This window comes from Acinetobacter lwoffii (assembly GCF_029024105.1).
GTDB lineage: Bacteria > Pseudomonadota > Gammaproteobacteria > Pseudomonadales > Moraxellaceae > Acinetobacter > Acinetobacter lwoffii.
Genome location: NZ_CP118963.1, coordinates 1,640,703 through 1,659,255 on the forward strand (window position 1 = coordinate 1,640,703; position 18,553 = coordinate 1,659,255).

Annotated in this window: 13 protein-coding genes and 2 pseudogenes; 6 read left to right on the forward strand and 9 right to left on the reverse strand. The window is 42.6% G+C overall.

Features of this window, described 5'->3' with window-relative positions; all coding sequences use genetic code 11:
* The first annotated feature begins 6 nt into the window (after positions 1-6).
* Positions 7-318 (forward strand): TusE/DsrC/DsvC family sulfur relay protein, encoded by a 312-nt coding sequence (locus PYW33_RS07890; RefSeq protein WP_004280207.1) that lies wholly within the window; start codon positions 7-9, stop codon positions 316-318.
* A 115-nt stretch (positions 319-433) separates the two neighbouring features.
* Here the strand turns inward: PYW33_RS07890 and PYW33_RS07895 are convergent, their stop codons facing one another.
* The 3 genes and pseudogenes from PYW33_RS07895 to PYW33_RS07905 form a co-directional block, all read right to left on the reverse strand.
* The gene (locus PYW33_RS07895) at positions 434-916 is read right to left on the reverse strand and encodes a hypothetical protein (RefSeq protein WP_004280206.1); all 483 of its coding nucleotides are present in this window, start codon (positions 914-916) and stop codon (positions 434-436) included.
* Positions 917-985: 69 nt separating this feature from the next.
* Positions 986-2,186: pseudogene (locus PYW33_RS07900) on the reverse strand (YncE family protein).
* 244 nt (positions 2,187-2,430) lie between these two features.
* Positions 2,431-2,757, reverse strand: a pseudogene (locus PYW33_RS07905) (aminoacyl-tRNA deacylase); the annotation flags it as partial.
* Between the two features lie 166 nt (positions 2,758-2,923).
* Here PYW33_RS07905 and PYW33_RS07910 point away from each other — a divergent pair.
* The gene (locus PYW33_RS07910; RefSeq protein ID WP_004646883.1) at positions 2,924-4,141 is read left to right on the forward strand and encodes a tyrosine-type recombinase/integrase; all 1,218 of its coding nucleotides are present in this window, start codon (positions 2,924-2,926) and stop codon (positions 4,139-4,141) included.
* Position 4,142: 1 nt separating this feature from the next.
* A complete protein-coding gene (locus PYW33_RS07915; RefSeq protein WP_004646882.1) occupies positions 4,143-4,391 on the forward strand; it encodes a hypothetical protein in 249 nt (82 codons plus the stop codon).
* A 67-nt stretch (positions 4,392-4,458) separates the two neighbouring features.
* Here the strand turns inward: PYW33_RS07915 and PYW33_RS07920 are convergent, their stop codons facing one another.
* The 5 genes from PYW33_RS07920 to PYW33_RS07940 all read right to left on the reverse strand — a co-directional run bounded on the left by PYW33_RS07920 (position 4,459) and on the right by PYW33_RS07940 (position 7,906).
* Complete coding sequence (locus PYW33_RS07920; protein ID WP_026055751.1) at positions 4,459-5,535, reverse strand: helix-turn-helix domain-containing protein; 1,077 nt, start codon at positions 5,533-5,535, stop codon at positions 4,459-4,461.
* Entirely contained in the window at positions 5,532-6,152 is a 621-nt protein-coding gene (locus tag PYW33_RS07925) for a hypothetical protein (protein ID WP_004646880.1), read from the reverse strand. The genes PYW33_RS07920 and PYW33_RS07925 overlap by 4 nt, the downstream gene beginning before the upstream one ends.
* 441 nt (positions 6,153-6,593) lie before the next feature.
* Positions 6,594-6,992 (reverse strand): hypothetical protein, encoded by a 399-nt coding sequence (locus PYW33_RS07930; RefSeq protein WP_004646879.1) that lies wholly within the window; start codon positions 6,990-6,992, stop codon positions 6,594-6,596.
* Positions 6,993-7,538, reverse strand: coding sequence for a glycoside hydrolase family 108 protein (locus tag PYW33_RS07935; protein ID WP_004646877.1), 546 nt, complete (start codon positions 7,536-7,538; stop codon positions 6,993-6,995).
* On the reverse strand, positions 7,535-7,906 hold the full coding sequence (locus PYW33_RS07940) for a hypothetical protein (protein ID WP_004646876.1): 372 nt from the start codon (positions 7,904-7,906) through the stop codon (positions 7,535-7,537). Before PYW33_RS07940 ends, PYW33_RS07935 begins: the two co-directional genes overlap by 4 nt.
* Before the next feature lie 157 nt (positions 7,907-8,063).
* On the opposite strand from PYW33_RS07940, the gene PYW33_RS07945 reads away from it, so the two are divergent.
* The gene (locus PYW33_RS07945; protein WP_004646875.1) at positions 8,064-8,606 is read left to right on the forward strand and encodes a phage antirepressor Ant; all 543 of its coding nucleotides are present in this window, start codon (positions 8,064-8,066) and stop codon (positions 8,604-8,606) included.
* Positions 8,607-8,808: 202 nt separating this feature from the next.
* Positions 8,809-9,135 (forward strand): hypothetical protein, encoded by a 327-nt coding sequence (locus tag PYW33_RS07950; RefSeq protein WP_004646874.1) that lies wholly within the window; start codon positions 8,809-8,811, stop codon positions 9,133-9,135.
* Positions 9,136-9,401: 266 nt separating this feature from the next.
* On the opposite strand, the gene PYW33_RS07955 is transcribed toward PYW33_RS07950, so the two are convergent.
* Positions 9,402-17,792 (reverse strand): PLxRFG domain-containing protein, encoded by an 8,391-nt coding sequence (locus PYW33_RS07955; protein ID WP_004646873.1) that lies wholly within the window; start codon positions 17,790-17,792, stop codon positions 9,402-9,404.
* On the opposite strand from PYW33_RS07955, the gene PYW33_RS07960 reads away from it, so the two are divergent.
* Complete coding sequence (locus PYW33_RS07960; RefSeq protein ID WP_228130094.1) at positions 17,773-18,528, forward strand: DUF4124 domain-containing protein; 756 nt, start codon at positions 17,773-17,775, stop codon at positions 18,526-18,528. The genes PYW33_RS07955 and PYW33_RS07960 overlap by 20 nt on opposite strands.
* Positions 18,529-18,553 lie beyond the last annotated feature (25 nt).

Consider the following 18,553-nt stretch of genomic DNA (forward strand, 5'->3'; position numbering starts at 1 on the left):
TTAGATATGAATTTAGAATTGGATCAAGATGGCCATCTGGTTGACTATACCATCTGGAATGAAGAAGTCGCTCAAGTGCTGGCCGATAGTCTGGAACTGAGCTTAACTCCTTGGCATTTTGAAATTCTGCAAGCGGTACGTCAGTTCTATCAGCAGTTTGGTCATTCACCAGCAACACGACCACTGATTAAATTTTTAATGAAAACTGTCAGTGCCGATATCAATAATGCCATGCTTCAAGAAAAGTTTAATACTGGTCTGGTGGCCCGTCACTTAAGCCGTTTGGCTGGTGTACCCAAGCCTGCAAATTGTTTATAAAGATACTTAGCTTTCTATAGTGTGTATTTAAAGGCCCAGATCATTTTTTGGGCTTTTTTTTATGAGAGCAATTTTCAGACTGAGAATAATGAAAGATACAGCTGGATCTAATTCGTCAAGTTCGAGTTTGTTCTAATACTCGCAACGCCCGATGCAATTCATGATCCATTTCAGGCAGAACTTTAATCAGAAACTCAATTTGTGCTTTCGCTTCGGCCTTGCTCACCAGTTGGGCCTCTACCAGTTTTTGCTGCTGACTGATCAACAAACTGACTTGTTGAGGATTTGGTCGTTGTCCCTCACTTAAAGCGTTAATGATCTGAGTAAAGTCCAGATATAACTGTTCTTGTTGCTTTGATAATTCGCTTTGCTTTGCAACCGTATCGTTCTGTTTCTTCTTCGTAGTTTGACTATTCTCAGGAGAGTTAACAGATATATAGCTTGCCGATTTTTCAACTGGCAGGACCGGATCAGAATGGGTCTGATCAGTAAAATTCGTCCGATAGATTTCTTGTCGTACCTGATAACCAATACCCACTAAAGTCCCAAACAAGAGCAATCCGATCATTACATAGAACAGAATTGTTTTATCATTCATTTTTATGTCCTCAGCTCAACAAAGACAACCTTTATCAAAAAGCTGTCTTTTTCGCTAATCGACGATTGACTACGGCGTTGACCAGTCTGCTGGTGCATAACCAATCCGAACGCGTTGTGGATGATTTCCTACCGGTACACTCAGCACTTTATTGCCTGTGGCAAAATCAATCACTGTGACTACATCTGTTTCACTTTCTGAAATTACACAGCTACGACCATCCGGGCTTCGCGTTGCCCAATAAGGTTTATCTGCAGAAATCAGTTTCCCGGCTGTCAGTGTTTTGCGATCTACAATCGTAGCGTAGTTATCCATGGTACCGGCGACACAGAGCTTTTCACCATCAGCACTGATTGATAGGCCATGATGACGCGAATCATTCACCCATTTTGTCCGGTCTTTCGGAATACTGTCACTGCCAGGCAGCTGTCCGATCCGGCTAATCTTGTTCTGATTCAGATCGTACTCAATCAGCCCATTAAAAAATGAAACCTGGGCATACAGTTTGGTTTCATCCTTACTAAATACCATTGGTCGTACTGAGTTGGACAAATCTTTTCGACCAAATGCATCCAATGCAGGCCTGAAATCGATTTTTCTTACCACCTGATGCGTATTGGCATCTGCGATAGTGATAAAACGCTTACCTTTAGTAAAGTCTTGCCACTGTGCATCCATCGAGGTTTCAACATTGCCGATGGCAGAGTTCAGGATCTTGTTGCCGCCATCGAAGTAAATGTTTTCATGCGGTTTATCGCCAGTGCTGAAACGGCCCAACTCTTTACCGGTATGGATATCCAGTACATGCACCACATTTCCTGAAGATGCAGATACGGCGACTCGTTGCCCATCTGGTGATACCGCCATATGGTCGGCACGGAAGCTTTCAACAGGCGTCCGCCAGTTAATCTTGCCGGTTTTGATATTAATCGATACCACATCAGCGAAACTTGGGCGCGATGCAACGACTGACTGACCGTCTGGTGTCGAGTACATATCATCCACCAGCTGGTCATTGCCTTCACCAGCTGTAGTCTGAATAAGTATAAGCAATCAGTTTGATTGGATTCAGGTGAATTTCCTTAAGGCGCTCTTTACGGTCAGGAATCATGTTAATGACGCCTATTTTGCCAAAATCACCCGATGGACGAATCACGGTTACTGTGCCATCCCAGTTATTTCCGACAAAGAAAACCTGCTGTGAATTGGCAGGTGCTGCTAAAGACGAAGTAGCGGCCTGTACACTCGGCAACGCAGAAAGCATCGCCATTGCAGATAATGTCAGACAGAACCGTGGTCATTTTTTATTTTGAATTTTCATCCATTATGCTCCGCATCATAATTTATATTTTTGTTTTCATTCCTTGTTGTGTACACAGTCAGGCTGTGTTTTAACTTATCTAATATACAAACGTATAAAATGATTTACTGTTATTTCCGACCAAAAAATATGCAGCCATTTTAAATCTATCACTTCAGGTTCTATGAATTTAGGTGATCATCGTACTTCGATCTTATGTATCCAGTACATCGACAAACTGTGCATTGAGCACATTGGCAAGATCAGCTGGTTTTATTCCGATATCCAAGCCTCTTTTACCGCCACTGACATAGATCGTATTCAACTGTTCTGCGCTGGCATCAATCACCGTTTTTAATCGTTTCTTTTGACCAATGGGACTGATTCCGCCGACTAGATAACCGGTCAAGCGTTCTGCATGTTTAGGATCTGCCATCTGGAGTTTTTTGCATCCTACGGCCTGCGCTACTTTTTTCAGATTGAGTTGATGATGTACCGGTAAGATGGCAACAAAATACTGTTTTTCATCCGAAAACAATATTATATAAAGCTAGGCAAATCTAAACAAATTTTAAATTATTGTATTTATTATAAATTAAGCACTTATAAAACCAAAACAAATCTAAACACTATATGCAAAATCTTATTTTGTGAGTAGTATTGTGAGTAATTTTTCAAGTTACTCATATTTTATTTAGGTTACTCACATGCTCACCGACACCAAAATTAAGAGCCTTAAACCAAGAGATAAAGCATATCGTATTGCTGATCATAACGGGCTTTGTATTGAGATTAGACCTACAGGTACAAAACTTTGGCGCTATCGATACCGATTTGAAAACAAGGCCTCAATGTTAAGTTTAGGGGAATATCCACGGGTAAGTCTAGCAGAAGCAAGAAAGAATCGTGATGAGGCGAAGGCTCTACTCAGTGAGGGCAAAAACCCGGCTTTAGCCCGCAAAGAAGAAAAAGTCATACAAAGTGTGAAGAATGCAAATACATTTAAAGCCGTTGCTGAGGAATATATTGCCGATATCTTAAAAAACAGATCAGAAAAATACGTTGGAAAAGTAAGATGGTCTCTTGATACGGATATCTACCCAGTAATTGGAGCCAAGAGTGTTGCTGACGTGACTGCTGCAGAAGTCCTGTATATTGCAAGATCAACCATCACTCGTGTTCGGACAACAGGCGCTAGAGGGACTGGTGAAGTTACCGCAGCAAATAATATTAAAATTATTGGTGCTGTTATGCGGTATGCGATCGCCACTCTAAGAGCTGAGAATGATCCAACTTATGCAGTACGTGGTTCCATCAATCGTCCAGATGTCGAGCATGCTCAGCCACTATCAAAAGAGCAGCAGGTGCAATTTAGAAAGGGGGTTGATAAGTACCATGGCACAGCAACAGTTAAAAATGCCTTACTCACTTTAGCTTATACAATGCTACGCTCAATCGAGATTAGACGTATGAAATGGGAGTATGTCGATTTTGAAGAAAGAATTATTACTTTCCCGATTTCAACACGAAGTAACTCTCAGGAAAGAACTATGAAAAAGAATAGGATCCACTTGGTTCCTATGTCTGATCAACTGTTCAATGTACTCAAGTCTCAATATGCTGAAACAGGCAACAAAGAGTATGTATTCTCAAGTGCATACAGTAGCGCTACCACAATCGGAAGTGCTACATTGAATAGTGCTCTAAAGAAAATAGGACTTAAAAACTCGACATCACACGACTTTCGGGCAACCGCGAGTACTATCTTAAATGAACTTGATTTCGATGATGACTGGATTGAAAAGCAACTTGCTCATGCCGAGCAGAATAAGGTAAGAGCATCATACAATCACGCTAAATACATTAGTCAACGCCGGAAAATGCTACAAGACTGGGCTGACATAGTTGATAAATGGGGGCAATAAAATGCAGACTAAAAAATTCGATCCAAATAATTTACCAAAAGCTTTAACAGATGAGCAATTAACTCAGAAGCTGATCCCTACCCGCTTTATTCCAGAAAAACCTGAAGAGCTTAAGGATAAGAATGTAGTCTATGTTTTTGACAGTTCTGATTCATTTAATCTGACTTATGATGAATTGGTAGAAATTGTAAGTAAAGCACGAAAATTTGGGCCTAGAATGGTGCCAGTATTGGGGACAATTGGAGATTAAATTTTGAAAAAAGCCATGTCGCATAAATATTTATGCAGCATGGCTTTTTTTTGATAAGAGTATCTATTTATACGACTCTTAAATGTGTTTTCTTTCTTACAATATTTAATGAATATAATTGATCAATATCTTCTTTAGGAGTATGAAGCAAGTTAACAAGATCATCTATTGAATACTCCAAATCATTTTGATAATAATCAAAGATCTGGTCTATCGTAAGAGCTTTTTCTTTTGGGAAATCAAGCTCTGTAGGTTCTCTTGTTCGATATCCTAATTTAGTCATCTGAATCCAAAGATACTTCTTTTGTGATGGTGTTAAAAGTCCTTCCCTATCTGCAGTCATCAGAAGTGAAGACATAGAAACCCGCCATATCATTTTTAATGTGGCTAACTTTTCCAGTGTTATTTTTCCAGAAAGTTGCCCTCTAATATCCTTGGAAGGCATCAATAAAGCACTAGCAAAGCGATTTGCTTCATCTTCCATATCTTCTGAAGGAATTTTATGCATAATTGCATGCCCAAGCTCATGAGCAAGTGTAAATCTTTGGCGATCCGATGGCATGTTTTTATCAATAAAAATACATGGATTTAATCCAGGAACTTTTAAAGTAACTCCAGAAACCCCCTCTTGGGAGAAATCACAATGAAAGACCAAACAACCAGCACGCTCAATATATTCTGTTAGATTCCTTAAAGGTCCATTAGGAATTAACCATGTCCGTCTTACAAGCTCAGCAACTTTTTCAGGTGTTTCATAAATATCCAAACTTAAAAAAGGCAAAGGTAGATCTTCCTCGAATTCAATAGCCTTAATTAGTTTCACGGAATTAAAAATTCGAATATTTAATTCAGCTTCTAATTGCTCTATTGCCTTTTTTCCAAGTGAAGCATTTTTTCTGTACATTGGATGCACACTTAAAGGCAAACCAAACGGCTTGTAGCTTTCGAAAAAAATTGACTCAGGAAAATTTAAAACCTTAGAGAGTTTTGTAATAATTTCTTCATTGGGCTCTAATAGTCCAGCTTCCAGTTTAGACAGAGTTCCCTGCGACATGGAAGTTTCCTTAGCCAGAGCGGTTTGCCCAAAGCCTCTATACTGCCTTAATATCCTTAACAACTCAGGATTAAAGGTCACATTACTCACATCTCACCTACCGCTTTCTTTCTAACAGTTTCTGTTGATTTTCCTTTAAAGCGTCGTTTAGCTTTAGGTTCACTATCAACAGTATTATTTGAAATATTACCAAGTTCGACAAATGAACTTTGAGTACTGACTAAACTTGTATTCCAAACCAGTGCACTCTTGTCTCTTGCGATCATTTTAATATTATCAATTTGAGTAGCTGTTTTATTTAAAGAATAAACAACTTCAACACGAGGTATATCGCTTGCGATACCACCCTCTGCTAACAAATTATAATCTAATTCAGGATCATGAAAGCTTTTTGCAGATTTCGTCTGAACATTTTTACTACGACCACTTTTGTCAGCTAGCTTAAATCGAAATACAATTTCTTGTTTTACAACAAAAAGAACTGTTGTGCCTTTATCTAAAATATATACATCTCTATTTCCCTTGAATTTATCCTTAAGAGAATCCATCACTGTTTCCCAAACAAATGTAGCCCTTCCTCTCGAAGACCATTTTCCAAAAAATGGACTACCAAGCCATTCCATCCATGCACTTCTAATAGATTCAATAATTATATCTGCATAAGGATTAATTAAATCATGTGCGCGAATCTCTTCTGCTAAAGCCATACAACTCTCTTAAGGAATAATTTATAAGTATTTATACAACCTTTTTTTACTTTTTAATAGTTTTTTATTCCAAAAATATTCCTAACTATTTTTACTCCAACCAAAACGCTCAATTAGGAGTTTGTTCTTGCAACCAGGCAACCTTAATTTCTTGTTGTAACATCATGACCTCAAGGTGATTTACCTTAAGTTTAAATCCGCCATTTACGTCTGGCTATCCCCACCAAATCAACCAGCGCAAAATTCTCACACCTAATGATGGCTTAGCTTTTACTCGAATTACCTGATCTTCCTGCATAGTTACCCCACAAAAAAGACCTTCAACTTGAAGGCCTTTTAATAGCTTGATTTAAAGCACGTTTGGCTTGAGCACATTCAACATACATTCGGCGATCTTTTACCCAGGCTTTCAGCACATAACCACCATCACCCAATTCAATCTCAGGGAGGTCGGGACAGTCCTGAGTCAGATTCGCCGGCAGGTTCCATGCGACCGGCTTCGTTGAGGATTGACACGCCATCAGCATCAAGACACACGTTACGAAAAACAGGGCGTTCCGTGATTTTCTCAACTTTGTTGTTAATGACTTCCGTGTGCACTCGATCCTGACCTTTAAGTTCTTCATATTGACCACTCACTTTATCAGCGCGGCTACGTTGTTCACGTTCCGCATCTACATAAGGTTTAATTGCTTTTGCAATATCGGCTTCGCGCTGTTCTTCACTGCGCTCAAGTGCAATGTGCTTCCATGCACCAAAGGCAACTGCTAGGGCAAGTAAGGCCAGCAGCACCACAATCACAGCTTTATAGAATTGGGCTAAAAAGGCATCTAGTACCATTTAAATCACCACTCGATTCGAGATCCATCCAAAGAAAAACTGCTCCTGGCTTGGGTTGCGTTCACAAATTTCAATGTAACGATTGCCCTGCAAAATATTTAAGACTTTCAATAAGGTCTTTTCGCCTTCCTTGCCACGCTTGGCCAAAAATGTTTTTAATGCACCTAAGGTAGCCGGACCATATACACCATCTGGTACCAAGTCAGGCCAACCACCTTTACCCTGGTTGTTCAATAGGTTTAAGGCGCGCTGCAAAGTAGGCTTGGCAAAACCAACACCGCAGTTCACGCTTGTATCAAGCAATTCTTCTGCAACCAGTGGACTAAGTGCATTCACCTGGTTAAAACGCGGTACTATCCAATATTGTTTGCGGTAAATATCTCGCGCAAGTGATTCAGGCAGATCCTTCATGTGGCCCTTATAACCGTTTTGACGCGCTACAGCTTCGGTAATACCGTACTTTGTTGCTCCGCCTCGATCCGCAGGATTATTTACATAGCCACCTTCACGGCGGATGAGTTCATTTAAAAATTGTTCAATATTCATTTCTTCCCATTCCCCCAAATTGCTAAAAATGCCGCTTTAATTTCATGCAGCACTTCGGACATAGATTTCCCCTGCAGTAACGCAACAGACTGATAAACGATGCCGATCCCAAGCAAGCCAAATACTGCAAAGAACAGCATGATTGCGCCTTGGTACATCGTAGATACGTGGAGTAAGTTGAAATATTCAATGAAAGCCGAACCACCATACAAACTGACAGTTACACTGGCCATAAACTTGACGATGACATTCAGTGAGACTTCTATCTTTCCGTCTTTATCAATGTCACCACTTAGGACCAGTGCCAAGATTGCACCAACAACTGCGGGTACGATCTTGATGATCCAGGGGATGGTGTTCTCTTGCATAACGCTCTCAATACAAATTCTGATCTATTGATGCATCATTGACTTTTTACAGATAGTTACGCGAACCCTACACAGGAGCATTTAGCCTAAAAAACACACAGCAAGACGTAAAAGCCAGAAGCATCTTTATGAATACGGAATCATTTGGAGTAAGGCGGTGAGCACAGTTTTAAAAATTGAAGATCGACCTCTATTCATCGAAGTTGAGTTGAATGGAAGAATCCAGTTGGGTGTGAATGCGCGTGATTTATACAAGATGCTGGAAGTAAAGGCTGAGTTTTCTCATTGGATTAAACGACGAATTGCACAGTGTAAATTTGAAGAAAATTTTGATTATCAGGTTTACGTCAAAAAAGACGATAACCTAAAAGGTGGACGACCAACCACTGAATACATCATCTCGGTAGATATGACCAAACACCTCGGAATGATGGAACGAAATGAAAAAGGCCATGAGATTCGAAAATATTTTATTGAGCAAGAGCAACTAGCACGTCAGCTTAAAGATGGGTTACAGGCACAAATTGCAAAAATTTCCGTGCAAGTAGAAATTATTACCCAATCACTATCAGAGGCGGGTCGATTCTTATCAGTGAATGGGAAACAGACTAAACCGGCGCTCATAAAAGAATTAGACGATCTCATTGAACAAGTACAACCAAGTCTAGATTTTAAGCATAATGATAATGAAGAAATTTAAATTAGACTGGAGTGAACGTGTAGAAAGTGCAAAAGAAATTTCCCAAGCGTTGGTAGAGGCATTATATATAAAATATTTCCCCCCAAAGACTGCCTGATAACTTAATTAAACTAAAACCACTCCGGAGAGTGGTTTTTTAATGTTTGAAAAAACAACAATATATTGTATAAATTGAATATATAAATAATATTATGAGGTTGCCATGCCTGAGTGGTTAGATTTTAGAATAACTAAAATAGATTGTGCTTTTAGAGAGTTTCCTAAACTGAAGTACTTATCCTTGCTTTATGCTGCACTGGTAATTTTGTTAGCGATTTTCTATATGCCTATTTTAAAATTGGCACATAGCTTTAACTATTTCGGTAGCTATCCATTGCAAAATCTGATTGCAGAAAATATAGGTTGGTTATTTTGGGGGCAACTTGTCCTCCCAGTGGTACTTGCTGTATTTTTTTATTGGGACGTCTCAGGTCGCCATGATGAAATGTATTTGAAGAAATATAGACAGTTGCCAAAATGGGTTAGATAAAACCAAACCTCCCCACCTTTGTAACAACCAATAATTCTTTTGTAACATTTATGTTATTAATTGTTTGCTTTACTTATCATATGCATATGAATGATGAAAAGTGAAGCGCCGAAAATGCTAACAAAAACAGAAATCGCCGTTGTCGTTCTAATGATAGTAGCCTTAATTCTCATCATTTATGAGATAGGACAAGGTGGTAGTTGGACTTTATAGAATTTAGCCTTTATTAAGCTTAAAAGAAGAAGCCCCCTAAGGGGCTTTCTCTTTTACTCATCAAACGCAAAACGTCCTATATCTGCATCCTCACGTTTCTTGTTCGGCAGATAAATACCATGCTCTGCTTGCTTCACACGTTTTTCACGCTGACGTAAACTTTGCATCGCTTGGACTCTACTGATCCGACGTGATGGGTTCTTTTGGTTGAAGGTTTGAATCTCTGCCCAGATTTTTTCTTGGTCATTTGTATCATCACGCTGAACCGCGCGGACATAATCATTCATTAGATCATCACGACGATTATCCAAACGCTTGGTATGAGAGTAGATTGCGCTACGCCCTTCGGTGGCCAAACGCACTTCACTTGGGCTAAAACCAACTGCCTGTGCTGCAAGGCCCAACATACCCACATCATCTTTAATAACCACTTTTGTCTTATCTATTGAACCTTCGGTCGCATAACGAATAGATCGTAACGGAGAGCGCAAGAATACAGGTGACATGGTTTCCACCCCTCGCATACCATAACCATCTTTAAGTTCTTCCAAGCCTTTAAAGGTATTGGTGAGAATCCCTACCACTGGGCCTAATGCACTCATCACCATGGCATCACTAAAGTCTTTACCTTGCAGGCCATCCTGTACATCTGGTAATAACAAATTATTAATACCAACACGGCCAGACAAGTCAGCTGGGCCAAACCGTGAAGCACCTTTCATAAGAACTTCAGAAGTTTTTTGGCCAAAGGTATCTGCCAGCCAGTTGCGTATCGCTACCTCCGCATCCCAAGGTTCATCATCATCACTTCCAAGCATTGAAGCCATGGCCAGAATCGGCCCAACCAAAGGCAAGCCCATTACCCCGGCAAATACGGTGTGCATACCGATAATACCGGCTAATGCACGCTGTGCCTCACGACGTGCTTCAGGAGTTTCGCCTTTAAGCGACTGGTGAGCGGTACGTGCCAAGGTGTAAATCATGTTCTGGCCAAACTGTTTGAACAACAAAATGACCTTGGCAATATTACCTTGCATGATTCGTGGGCGATTCCCTGATGAATAATCGAAGTGGCCCTTATAGGTAGAGTCCATTGCCTGCTCAAAAGCCTGTTCGTGCATTGAGCCACTATCACGTGCCAGCCGGTACGCTGCAATAAAGGTCACTTCACGGTTAAAACGTTCAGCATTGTGGAATAGAGTACTTGCGACCCGCATAATCGGACGCAGTTTCCACATCACACCACTATCTTCACCTTGGGCAATACCGGCCAAGTCATGTGCCATGGTCACATCGATCACACCACGACGCACAGCTTCTTCATAAGCCTTGAGCTCATCGCCTTTCAGAATCTTGGCAATATCATTTTCCCAGTTCTTTGGATTGATCCCTTTGATTGACACGCCTTTACGGAAATCATTTGATGCCTGAGCCAGTGCTGCCCCTGCCTTATCATATCCCCACTTGGCACCCATCTGAGGATAGGCCACCAATACTGTTTGCAAGGTGTTTACTGCTGCCGATGCTGGTGATAAACCCAGGTAATACAGGAAGCCTAAACTGGTTAAAGCTGTCGATAATGGGTGTGAATTCGCCTCCATCATATTCTTGTGACGCTTATTCATCTCCTCGATGACTTGTTGTGCTACACGCTGGTCATAACCTTTACCAGCATTAAATTCATCATTAGCATGCTTTTGCATTCCATCCAGCATTTCCTCAAGTTGATCTTTATAACGCAGCTTGGCCAAGTAACTGCCACCATGAAACATATTCTGGGCAAAGGCACGACGAGCATCCTGGCTAAAACCTGCGGTACCTTTACGGTGAATTGAGTGTTTTGCATAAGATAGATCCGGCAATGATTTTAGGTATAACTGCCCTAAAATATCTTCTAGCTCTGTCTGACGTTGTGCATTCAATCCTAGGCTGCCCAACTCATTAAATAGAGTAGTCATAAAGCCACGGCCTACACCATCTCGGGCCGCATTAAATTCTTTATCAAGTTTTGGTTCAAGCACATTACTGCCTGGATATTCTGTCAATAAAACTTCACGTAATTTATAAGCCTCGGACAAGGTTTCAGCACGACTAACACTCAACACTTCGCCTTTATTATTCTTCGCCACTACCACATATTTACCAAAACGCTGTAACGGGAAGTACACACCCTGCGTATAACCAAAGAAATTAGCATCCATCTGCTGCAGTAATTCAGTCTTCTTCTGATTACTGATACTTGAGCGCAGAATACGATCCTGAATTGCCTGGCGCACATCACGGTGATGCTTTTTATAGGCATCACGTGCTTCTCGATAAACCTTTTTCGCGTCATCAGATAATGCATCAAACTGTTTTTTCAGCTTGGCATATTCTGCAACACTGTCACCTGGTTGATATGGCTTGGCAGGATCAATCTTGGCCAAGGTTGCATCGTGCATCACATTGGCCAACTCTTTTTCATCTTTCAAGTCAGCCCAACGACGTGCCAGTTCATCTGACATTGCAGCCACTTCGTTCTGATCAGCATCCATCATCGCCACCATATCGTTATATGGTTTTAATTGTGGTAATAGCTTTTGATACAACTCTGTCAACTGACGACGGCCCAGTGCACCTAATACATACTGCAAAGCATGTGTAGCCTTATAACCTGCTTCGGTTTTAAGTTTATTACGACCCTGCTTATTCATATTGCTAACCAGATTCTGAATAATCTGCTGAGCGTTGGCCTGCCGGCTAAACCGGATATCGGTATCTTGACTGCTAAATAGTCCAGTATTTCCAACGGCTGATTTGACCTGTTCCGGGTTAAATGCGACCAGGTAATCCATATCGTTGAACTGGTGCCGAATTCCATTGAAACCGTCTTGCATAGCACCAACAATCTGCTCACGTGTGGTCTTGGAATTGCTATCAAACATCTCTGGAATATTGGCGAACAGGGGCATCACTGTCCCTTCATTATCTTGAGAGCGGCTGCCGGCATAATTTTGCGCTTCTTCATAACGATCGGTTAGATACACGCCACGACCCAGTAAACCACCTCCAAGTTTAAAGCGGGTGAATTGAGAGGATGTGCCGTGGTAAACCACTTGAGGTTCGCCATTCTCATCGACCACTTTAGAGGCGGTCTCAGGGCTATTCTCCCAGTCACCAAACCATTGTTTAAATTCTGGTGTCCGTACCTGCAACCACTGCTGTTCAGTCAGATTGGTAGGTTTACCATTCGGTGCTTTCATCCACTGATCTGTACCTTGGAGTTGTGCACGTACATTTTCTACTGAAGTCGGTTCGGCAATTTGCTGCTGGATCATGCGGTTGGCCAAGGCCACCATATCGTTTTCATTCAGATTTAAATTGATACCCAAGCGATCAAAGGCCCATGCCTTCACAGCACTCACGACCTTATCAATAAAGCGTTTGATTGCACTTTTTTGCAGGGCATTCATCTCTTGCTGAGTAGAAGCTAGGGTTAAAAGATAAGGCAGGTATTCCAGCTGCTGTGTTTTGGTATCAGTTTCACGTTCTGCAAGACGTTTGGCTTCTAGTGCAAGCGGATGTTTACGCTGAACCATATCGTTGAATATACCCATAAGGTCGGCATATTTTTCTTCACTCATGACATTCTGGAATCCACCATGACCACCCAGCTCATGCAGGAAGGTTGGGATAATGCTGGTTTCGTTCAGGTTGTTTGCAACCAAGGTTACACGGCCATTCTGATAAAAGCCTTCCACACCTGGTTCATCTACAGTACTGACAATATCGAGTAGCCCACGACGCTCCAGGCTAGAAATAGTCTTTTCACCGAAGCGATCAACTAGAGCTTCACGCACTTGTTTTGGTGTCTGGCCAGACTGCATATTATCTTGAGCACGACTATAAAGACGTGTACCGGTATCAGTCTTCTCAGTCTGCAACCCGCCGATCAGATCATCAAAAGCCTGATTGATTGCAACACGTTCCTCACCAGATGGGAAAGGTCGCTTTACGCCATAAGGTGTAAGGATACCCACATTTTCAGGACCATAATTCAGGAAAGGACTACGGGCATTTTTGGCAGAGATCTTATCTTCTACATATCCCTGGAATGCACGTGCCGACATCTCATGTGGAGTCGTCCAGTAGTCACTACCTCGACCTTGATCTAGCTCTTTGGCATTCATGGCAAACTCAGTCGGTACAGACTTGTACTTGGTCGTGCTTTGCTGTGCATCAGCAAGTAGTTTAAGGCGGCCCATATAGCGGCTCATGCTGCCGCGAAGATAGTCCAGTACTCCCTTAAAGTCTGCATTAAATCCTGATCGACCACGGACGGCTTTAAAAATCTCATTGATCTTGTCCAGCGCATCATTAGTATGGCGGTACCCACCAAAAGTACTACGGCTTTTGGGGTTCTTACGCGCCTCAGTCTCAAGTAACTGGCCTGTGATAATAAGCTCTGCTGCAGTGTCGAACTCTGCCAGCTGGTCTGCAGAGGCAGGTTTATTAAATCGTTTGTAGTACTGCGGATCGAGCTGCTTGGTCAGGTTCTCACGGATAGAATTTAGCTTATCCTGAACTTCGTCACGTGAACGTGCCACAAACTCATCTGCTGCCTGTGTATCTTCAATATAAGCCTGTGACTTTTTAAACATTGTCACCATAAGCTTTTCAAAGTTATTACGCACATCCTCACGTACGCCGGACTTCACCACCTTGAAACCATGACTTGCAAAGCGATCTGCCGGGTTCGCTTTTACATTCAGACTACGGGACCCATCTTCATGCTGGATCCATACAGAACTGGCTGAACCATCTTGGCGTGACAGGTAATGATCGAATGCATGCCACCATTCATGCGCCAGAGATCCGGCACCATTCATTTTGGTTAAATTGATAACGACACGATTAGATTCATAGTGTGCTTTGGCACTACTCAAGCCTTGACCACGGGCACCAAATGCCAGTGCCAGTTCTCCATTCAGGCTTAAAGCTTCTGGTGGAATATTCAAAACTTCAGCCAGATCCATCAGGCCATCAAATGCATCATTCAATAATTCCTGACGTTCGGCCTGATTATTCCAGTTGCCAAATTCCACACCACGGAACCCGAATACACGGCTAAAGTCAGAATCTTTGGCATCTCCTTCACGGCGGGCTACACCGGTACGCTGAGTATTCTCAGGACGTGGCAGATCTAGCTCACCAAACGTGGTATTAGTCTCTAAAATTTCCTGCGCATGACGTACCAGGTATTCATTTGTTGCATCACGGGTATCAAACAACTGCTGCACAACCTGCACATGCTTACGGTCTGATACGGTTCGGACAATGATGTAGCCTTTTTTTCCATCTTTTGTGTCAGTGGTGACACGATGCTTCATAGCAACCGCTGCCACAGGTAGAAACTTCTCAGCTTCTTCCTGGCTGTTAAACATTTGATTGGTAAGACGACGGTTATTGCCCATCCAGTCCTTATTTTTGGCATCTGAAATCGTCCACTTGCCGACTTCAGCTGGATTGGATGATGCTGCAATTTCCGAAATCTCAAAACGTTTGGCCCAGGTCGGACGGTCATCTTTAGGTTTTTCTGCTACAGGTTTTTTACCAGTTTTTACTGCAGTGTCTTTACGTGCACCACCAATTTTTTCACCAAAGTCCTGAATGACTTCTTTTGGTTTTGTGGCAGCAGGTTTTGAACTATCCGGTTTTTCCGGAGAGTTGGATTTAATATCCTTATTTTGCTCTTGCACCGGAGCTTGTGCCGGAGCCGGACTGTCTTGCACCGGAGCTTTATCCTCTGTCGGTGCTTTCCCGACCCATTCACCCGTAGCGGGATGCTTCATTCCCAAAATTTCAACACGGCCATTTTCATGTTGTACTGCATGATAGTTTGGATTTTTGAGTGCATTTCTCTTTTTGGGAACGCTATGCAGGTCAATCGTAAAATCATCAGCCAGTGTTTCAACATCAGACATCACGCTTTCCAGGCTGTCACCATAGTCACGCTGAATACTCTGTGGATCTATGGTGGTTTCGGACTGAGGTGCTGCACTTCCACCTGCAGGTTTCTTGGTATCCCCATTTTTTAACCATGACTTAAACTCATCCTTACTCATGGCACGCACAGGGCCTACCTTCCAGCCGTCATCAAAGTTAGATGAATAGGCCTGAACTGCTTCTTCTTTTGAATTAAAGCCCATCATTACCTTGTGTTCATCAAAGCCACCAGTTTTCTGATCAATCTGATCCACAATAAAAACCTGATCTGATTCAGGATTACGTCCTACATAGGTATCAATGTGCTCATTGTCTGCGCCAGTCGTTTTTTTAATGTAACCGTAATGGTCACTCATTTCATGAGCCCATTCCTTTCCATCAGGATCGGTACCGCGTCGCTCAGAACCACGCGGGTTTTCTACAGTGATATCCAAACCATGAACTTTGATATGTCCCTTCTTGTAATTTCCGGCTTCAATTTGTGCCTGAGTAGGTTCTGGCAAATCATTCTGAATGCTGGTCGCAGCTGCATGCGCACCCTGATCAATCGGGTTGTCTTGCTGCAATTTAGCAATCTGCTTGCGGATCTGCGCCTTTTTAGGTACTGATTTTTCAGTGACAAGCTGTGCTTCCAGTTCGGTTACTTTGGATTGAATATCAGGTAGTTTGGATTTTGCTTCGCTAGTTTGGATTTCATTTAGACTCTGGTTAGATGGGACGATCTGATCTGCATCAGATTTCGCAGGTTGTAATCCCTTCTGCGCTGCTCCCATCGCAGACGCTGCATTGGTGTCATGCTGTTCAGAAACTGGTTGGCTTCCATTGTTAAACGGTGCATTTCCTTGCTGTGCTGTTCCATTCTGAATGCCTTCATCAATAGTGATTGTTGCATTTTGTTCTCCTTGCTGACGCTGTTTCAGCTGTTCAATCGCCGTAGTAACGTCTGCGCCATAGGTACTTTGTTTGCCATGGATCTGTTCAGGTGTAAGTTCACGTGCTGCATCTGCTGCCTGTTGTAATGGTGCATTACTGTCTTCAGTCTTCCCGGCAACGTTAGACGCTGTTTCAGCTGCCGTTTGTGCCTGCATCTCAATCTGCATCTGCTGAGATACACCATTGTCTACAGCTGTTGCAGCTGCTGCAGAAAGTGGACCTAGATTTGGATCAAGCCCCATCTGCTGGGATGGTGTTGGCGCAGACTGACGTGACAGACCACCAAATTCAATTTGACGTTCTGCATCGGTCGGCATCTGGTCATATTCAAAGTTCTGACGCGCCTGGACTGGATCTACAGCATCTTGCTGACCGGCAGGAATATACTCACCTTGCAGGCCATCAAAACCTAAACCGGTGCCGCCATTACCACCCGTTGGTGCTGGCAACATTGGAGTGCTGCCTGTAGTATCTGTTTCGTCACCTGATGCTAGATTTTCAATATTTGGCTGACCTGCCCACTTCGATACTTGGCTGGCCCCTGCCACGGTACCACCCATGGCCATACCAGCTAAGGTGCCCATAACGATGGCATCATCCACACCTTCAAACAGATCCTTATCCAGCGCATAGTTTTGAAGGACCTGCTCAGTCACTGACTGTGGCATTTCCTCAAGTAGACCCTCACTGATTGCACCGAGTACGACACTTTTAGGAATACTCGAGAACGGGATTTGTGAAATTTCATTCGCCATTTGTTCAGGCTTAACGCCACGGGCCATCAGCGTATCTACATCTTCAAAACCTAGTTTTTTAGCAACGGTACCACCCAGAAAACCAAGCAAACCACCTGCTACACCGGTACCCGCTGCCGCAGCAACCTGCTTTCCAGTCAGCAGACCATCATCAGTTTCCTGACGGATCTGTTCAGCCTGAGCACCAGCCATGACCAGACCTTCACCAGCAGCACCTGCAGCAACCGGATTAATCAGACCTTTGGATGCTACATTTAGACCACGGCCTGCCAGACCACCCAGTGCCATAGATGGCAAAGACTCAACGACTGTATTGGTGATCATGGATGGATTGGATAATGCCACCTTGGTTTTATCAACAATTCCTTCAGTATCAGAAAATTCCTGCGACTGAACCTTGGCATGATCTGTTTTTTGGTCCTGCCAGTACTTCCGACCATCACCCAGTTTGAAATTGTCTGAAAGATTATCTACAGCCTTACCTGCGCGACCACCGGAATACAGATCAGCAACACCGACTGCAACGTCTGGCACCGATGCAAGACCACCCATCAGGGATGCACCTAAGTCACGGACATGCCCACCAAAACCTTTATCTACCGCCTTGGCTGTACTTGGATCAAACTTGGTATTTTTATTGTTTGAAGCCTGAGTTGTATTTGCCACAGGCTTGGCAGTACTTGGATCAAATTTAGAGCCATTGGGCTGACTAACTTTTGTAGTATTCTGTTCTTCTAAGAAGGGATTATTGATGACTTTGGAATCAGGCATGACACGCTCCTATGGTATGCCTAAATCATGCTGCTTCCACTTAGTACTGGTCGAACCCTACAAAACTATTGCATTAATGCTCATTTCAGTCCTTAATAATCTACAAAAAACGAGGGATAACATAATGTTAAAAAAAGTGATTTTAACGAGTTTGATATTGGGGTTTTCATTTTCACACGTACAAGCCAAAAACTATTACAAGTGGGTAGACAGTAAGGGGAATGTCACCTATTCAAGTAAGCCACCCCCATCAGGTGCAAAACAGCAAAAAATTGACACCATAAGATCACTTGGCACACCTCCTGCACTACAACGAGCCTATACACCAAAGCCTTCTACTAATAGTACACAAAACCGTCAATATCAGGCCGCCACGCAGCAAGCTTATACACCACGGCAATCTGAACGCAACGCAGAAGATGAAGCTTTGCGTCAAAAAATTATTAAAGAAGCGAGCACACCTTATAAGGGTTCAAAAGGATTGACTGCTAATCAGCGCAATACTTTAGCTGCCATGTCAGGTGTAGATGTACCAGCTGCTAACTCAAACTCAAGAAACTCCTATTCAGCACCTATGCCTCCTCAGACAAAAGCACCAACGTCAACACATATGACCAGTTGTGATGGGTCTGGTTGTTGGGATAATCAGGGCAACCGCTATAATGGAAATAATGGCACTTATTATAATAATGGTCGTATGTGCCGAGATATTGGTGGTCAGATGCAATGTAATTAATAAAGAAAAGCCACCGTTTAGGTGG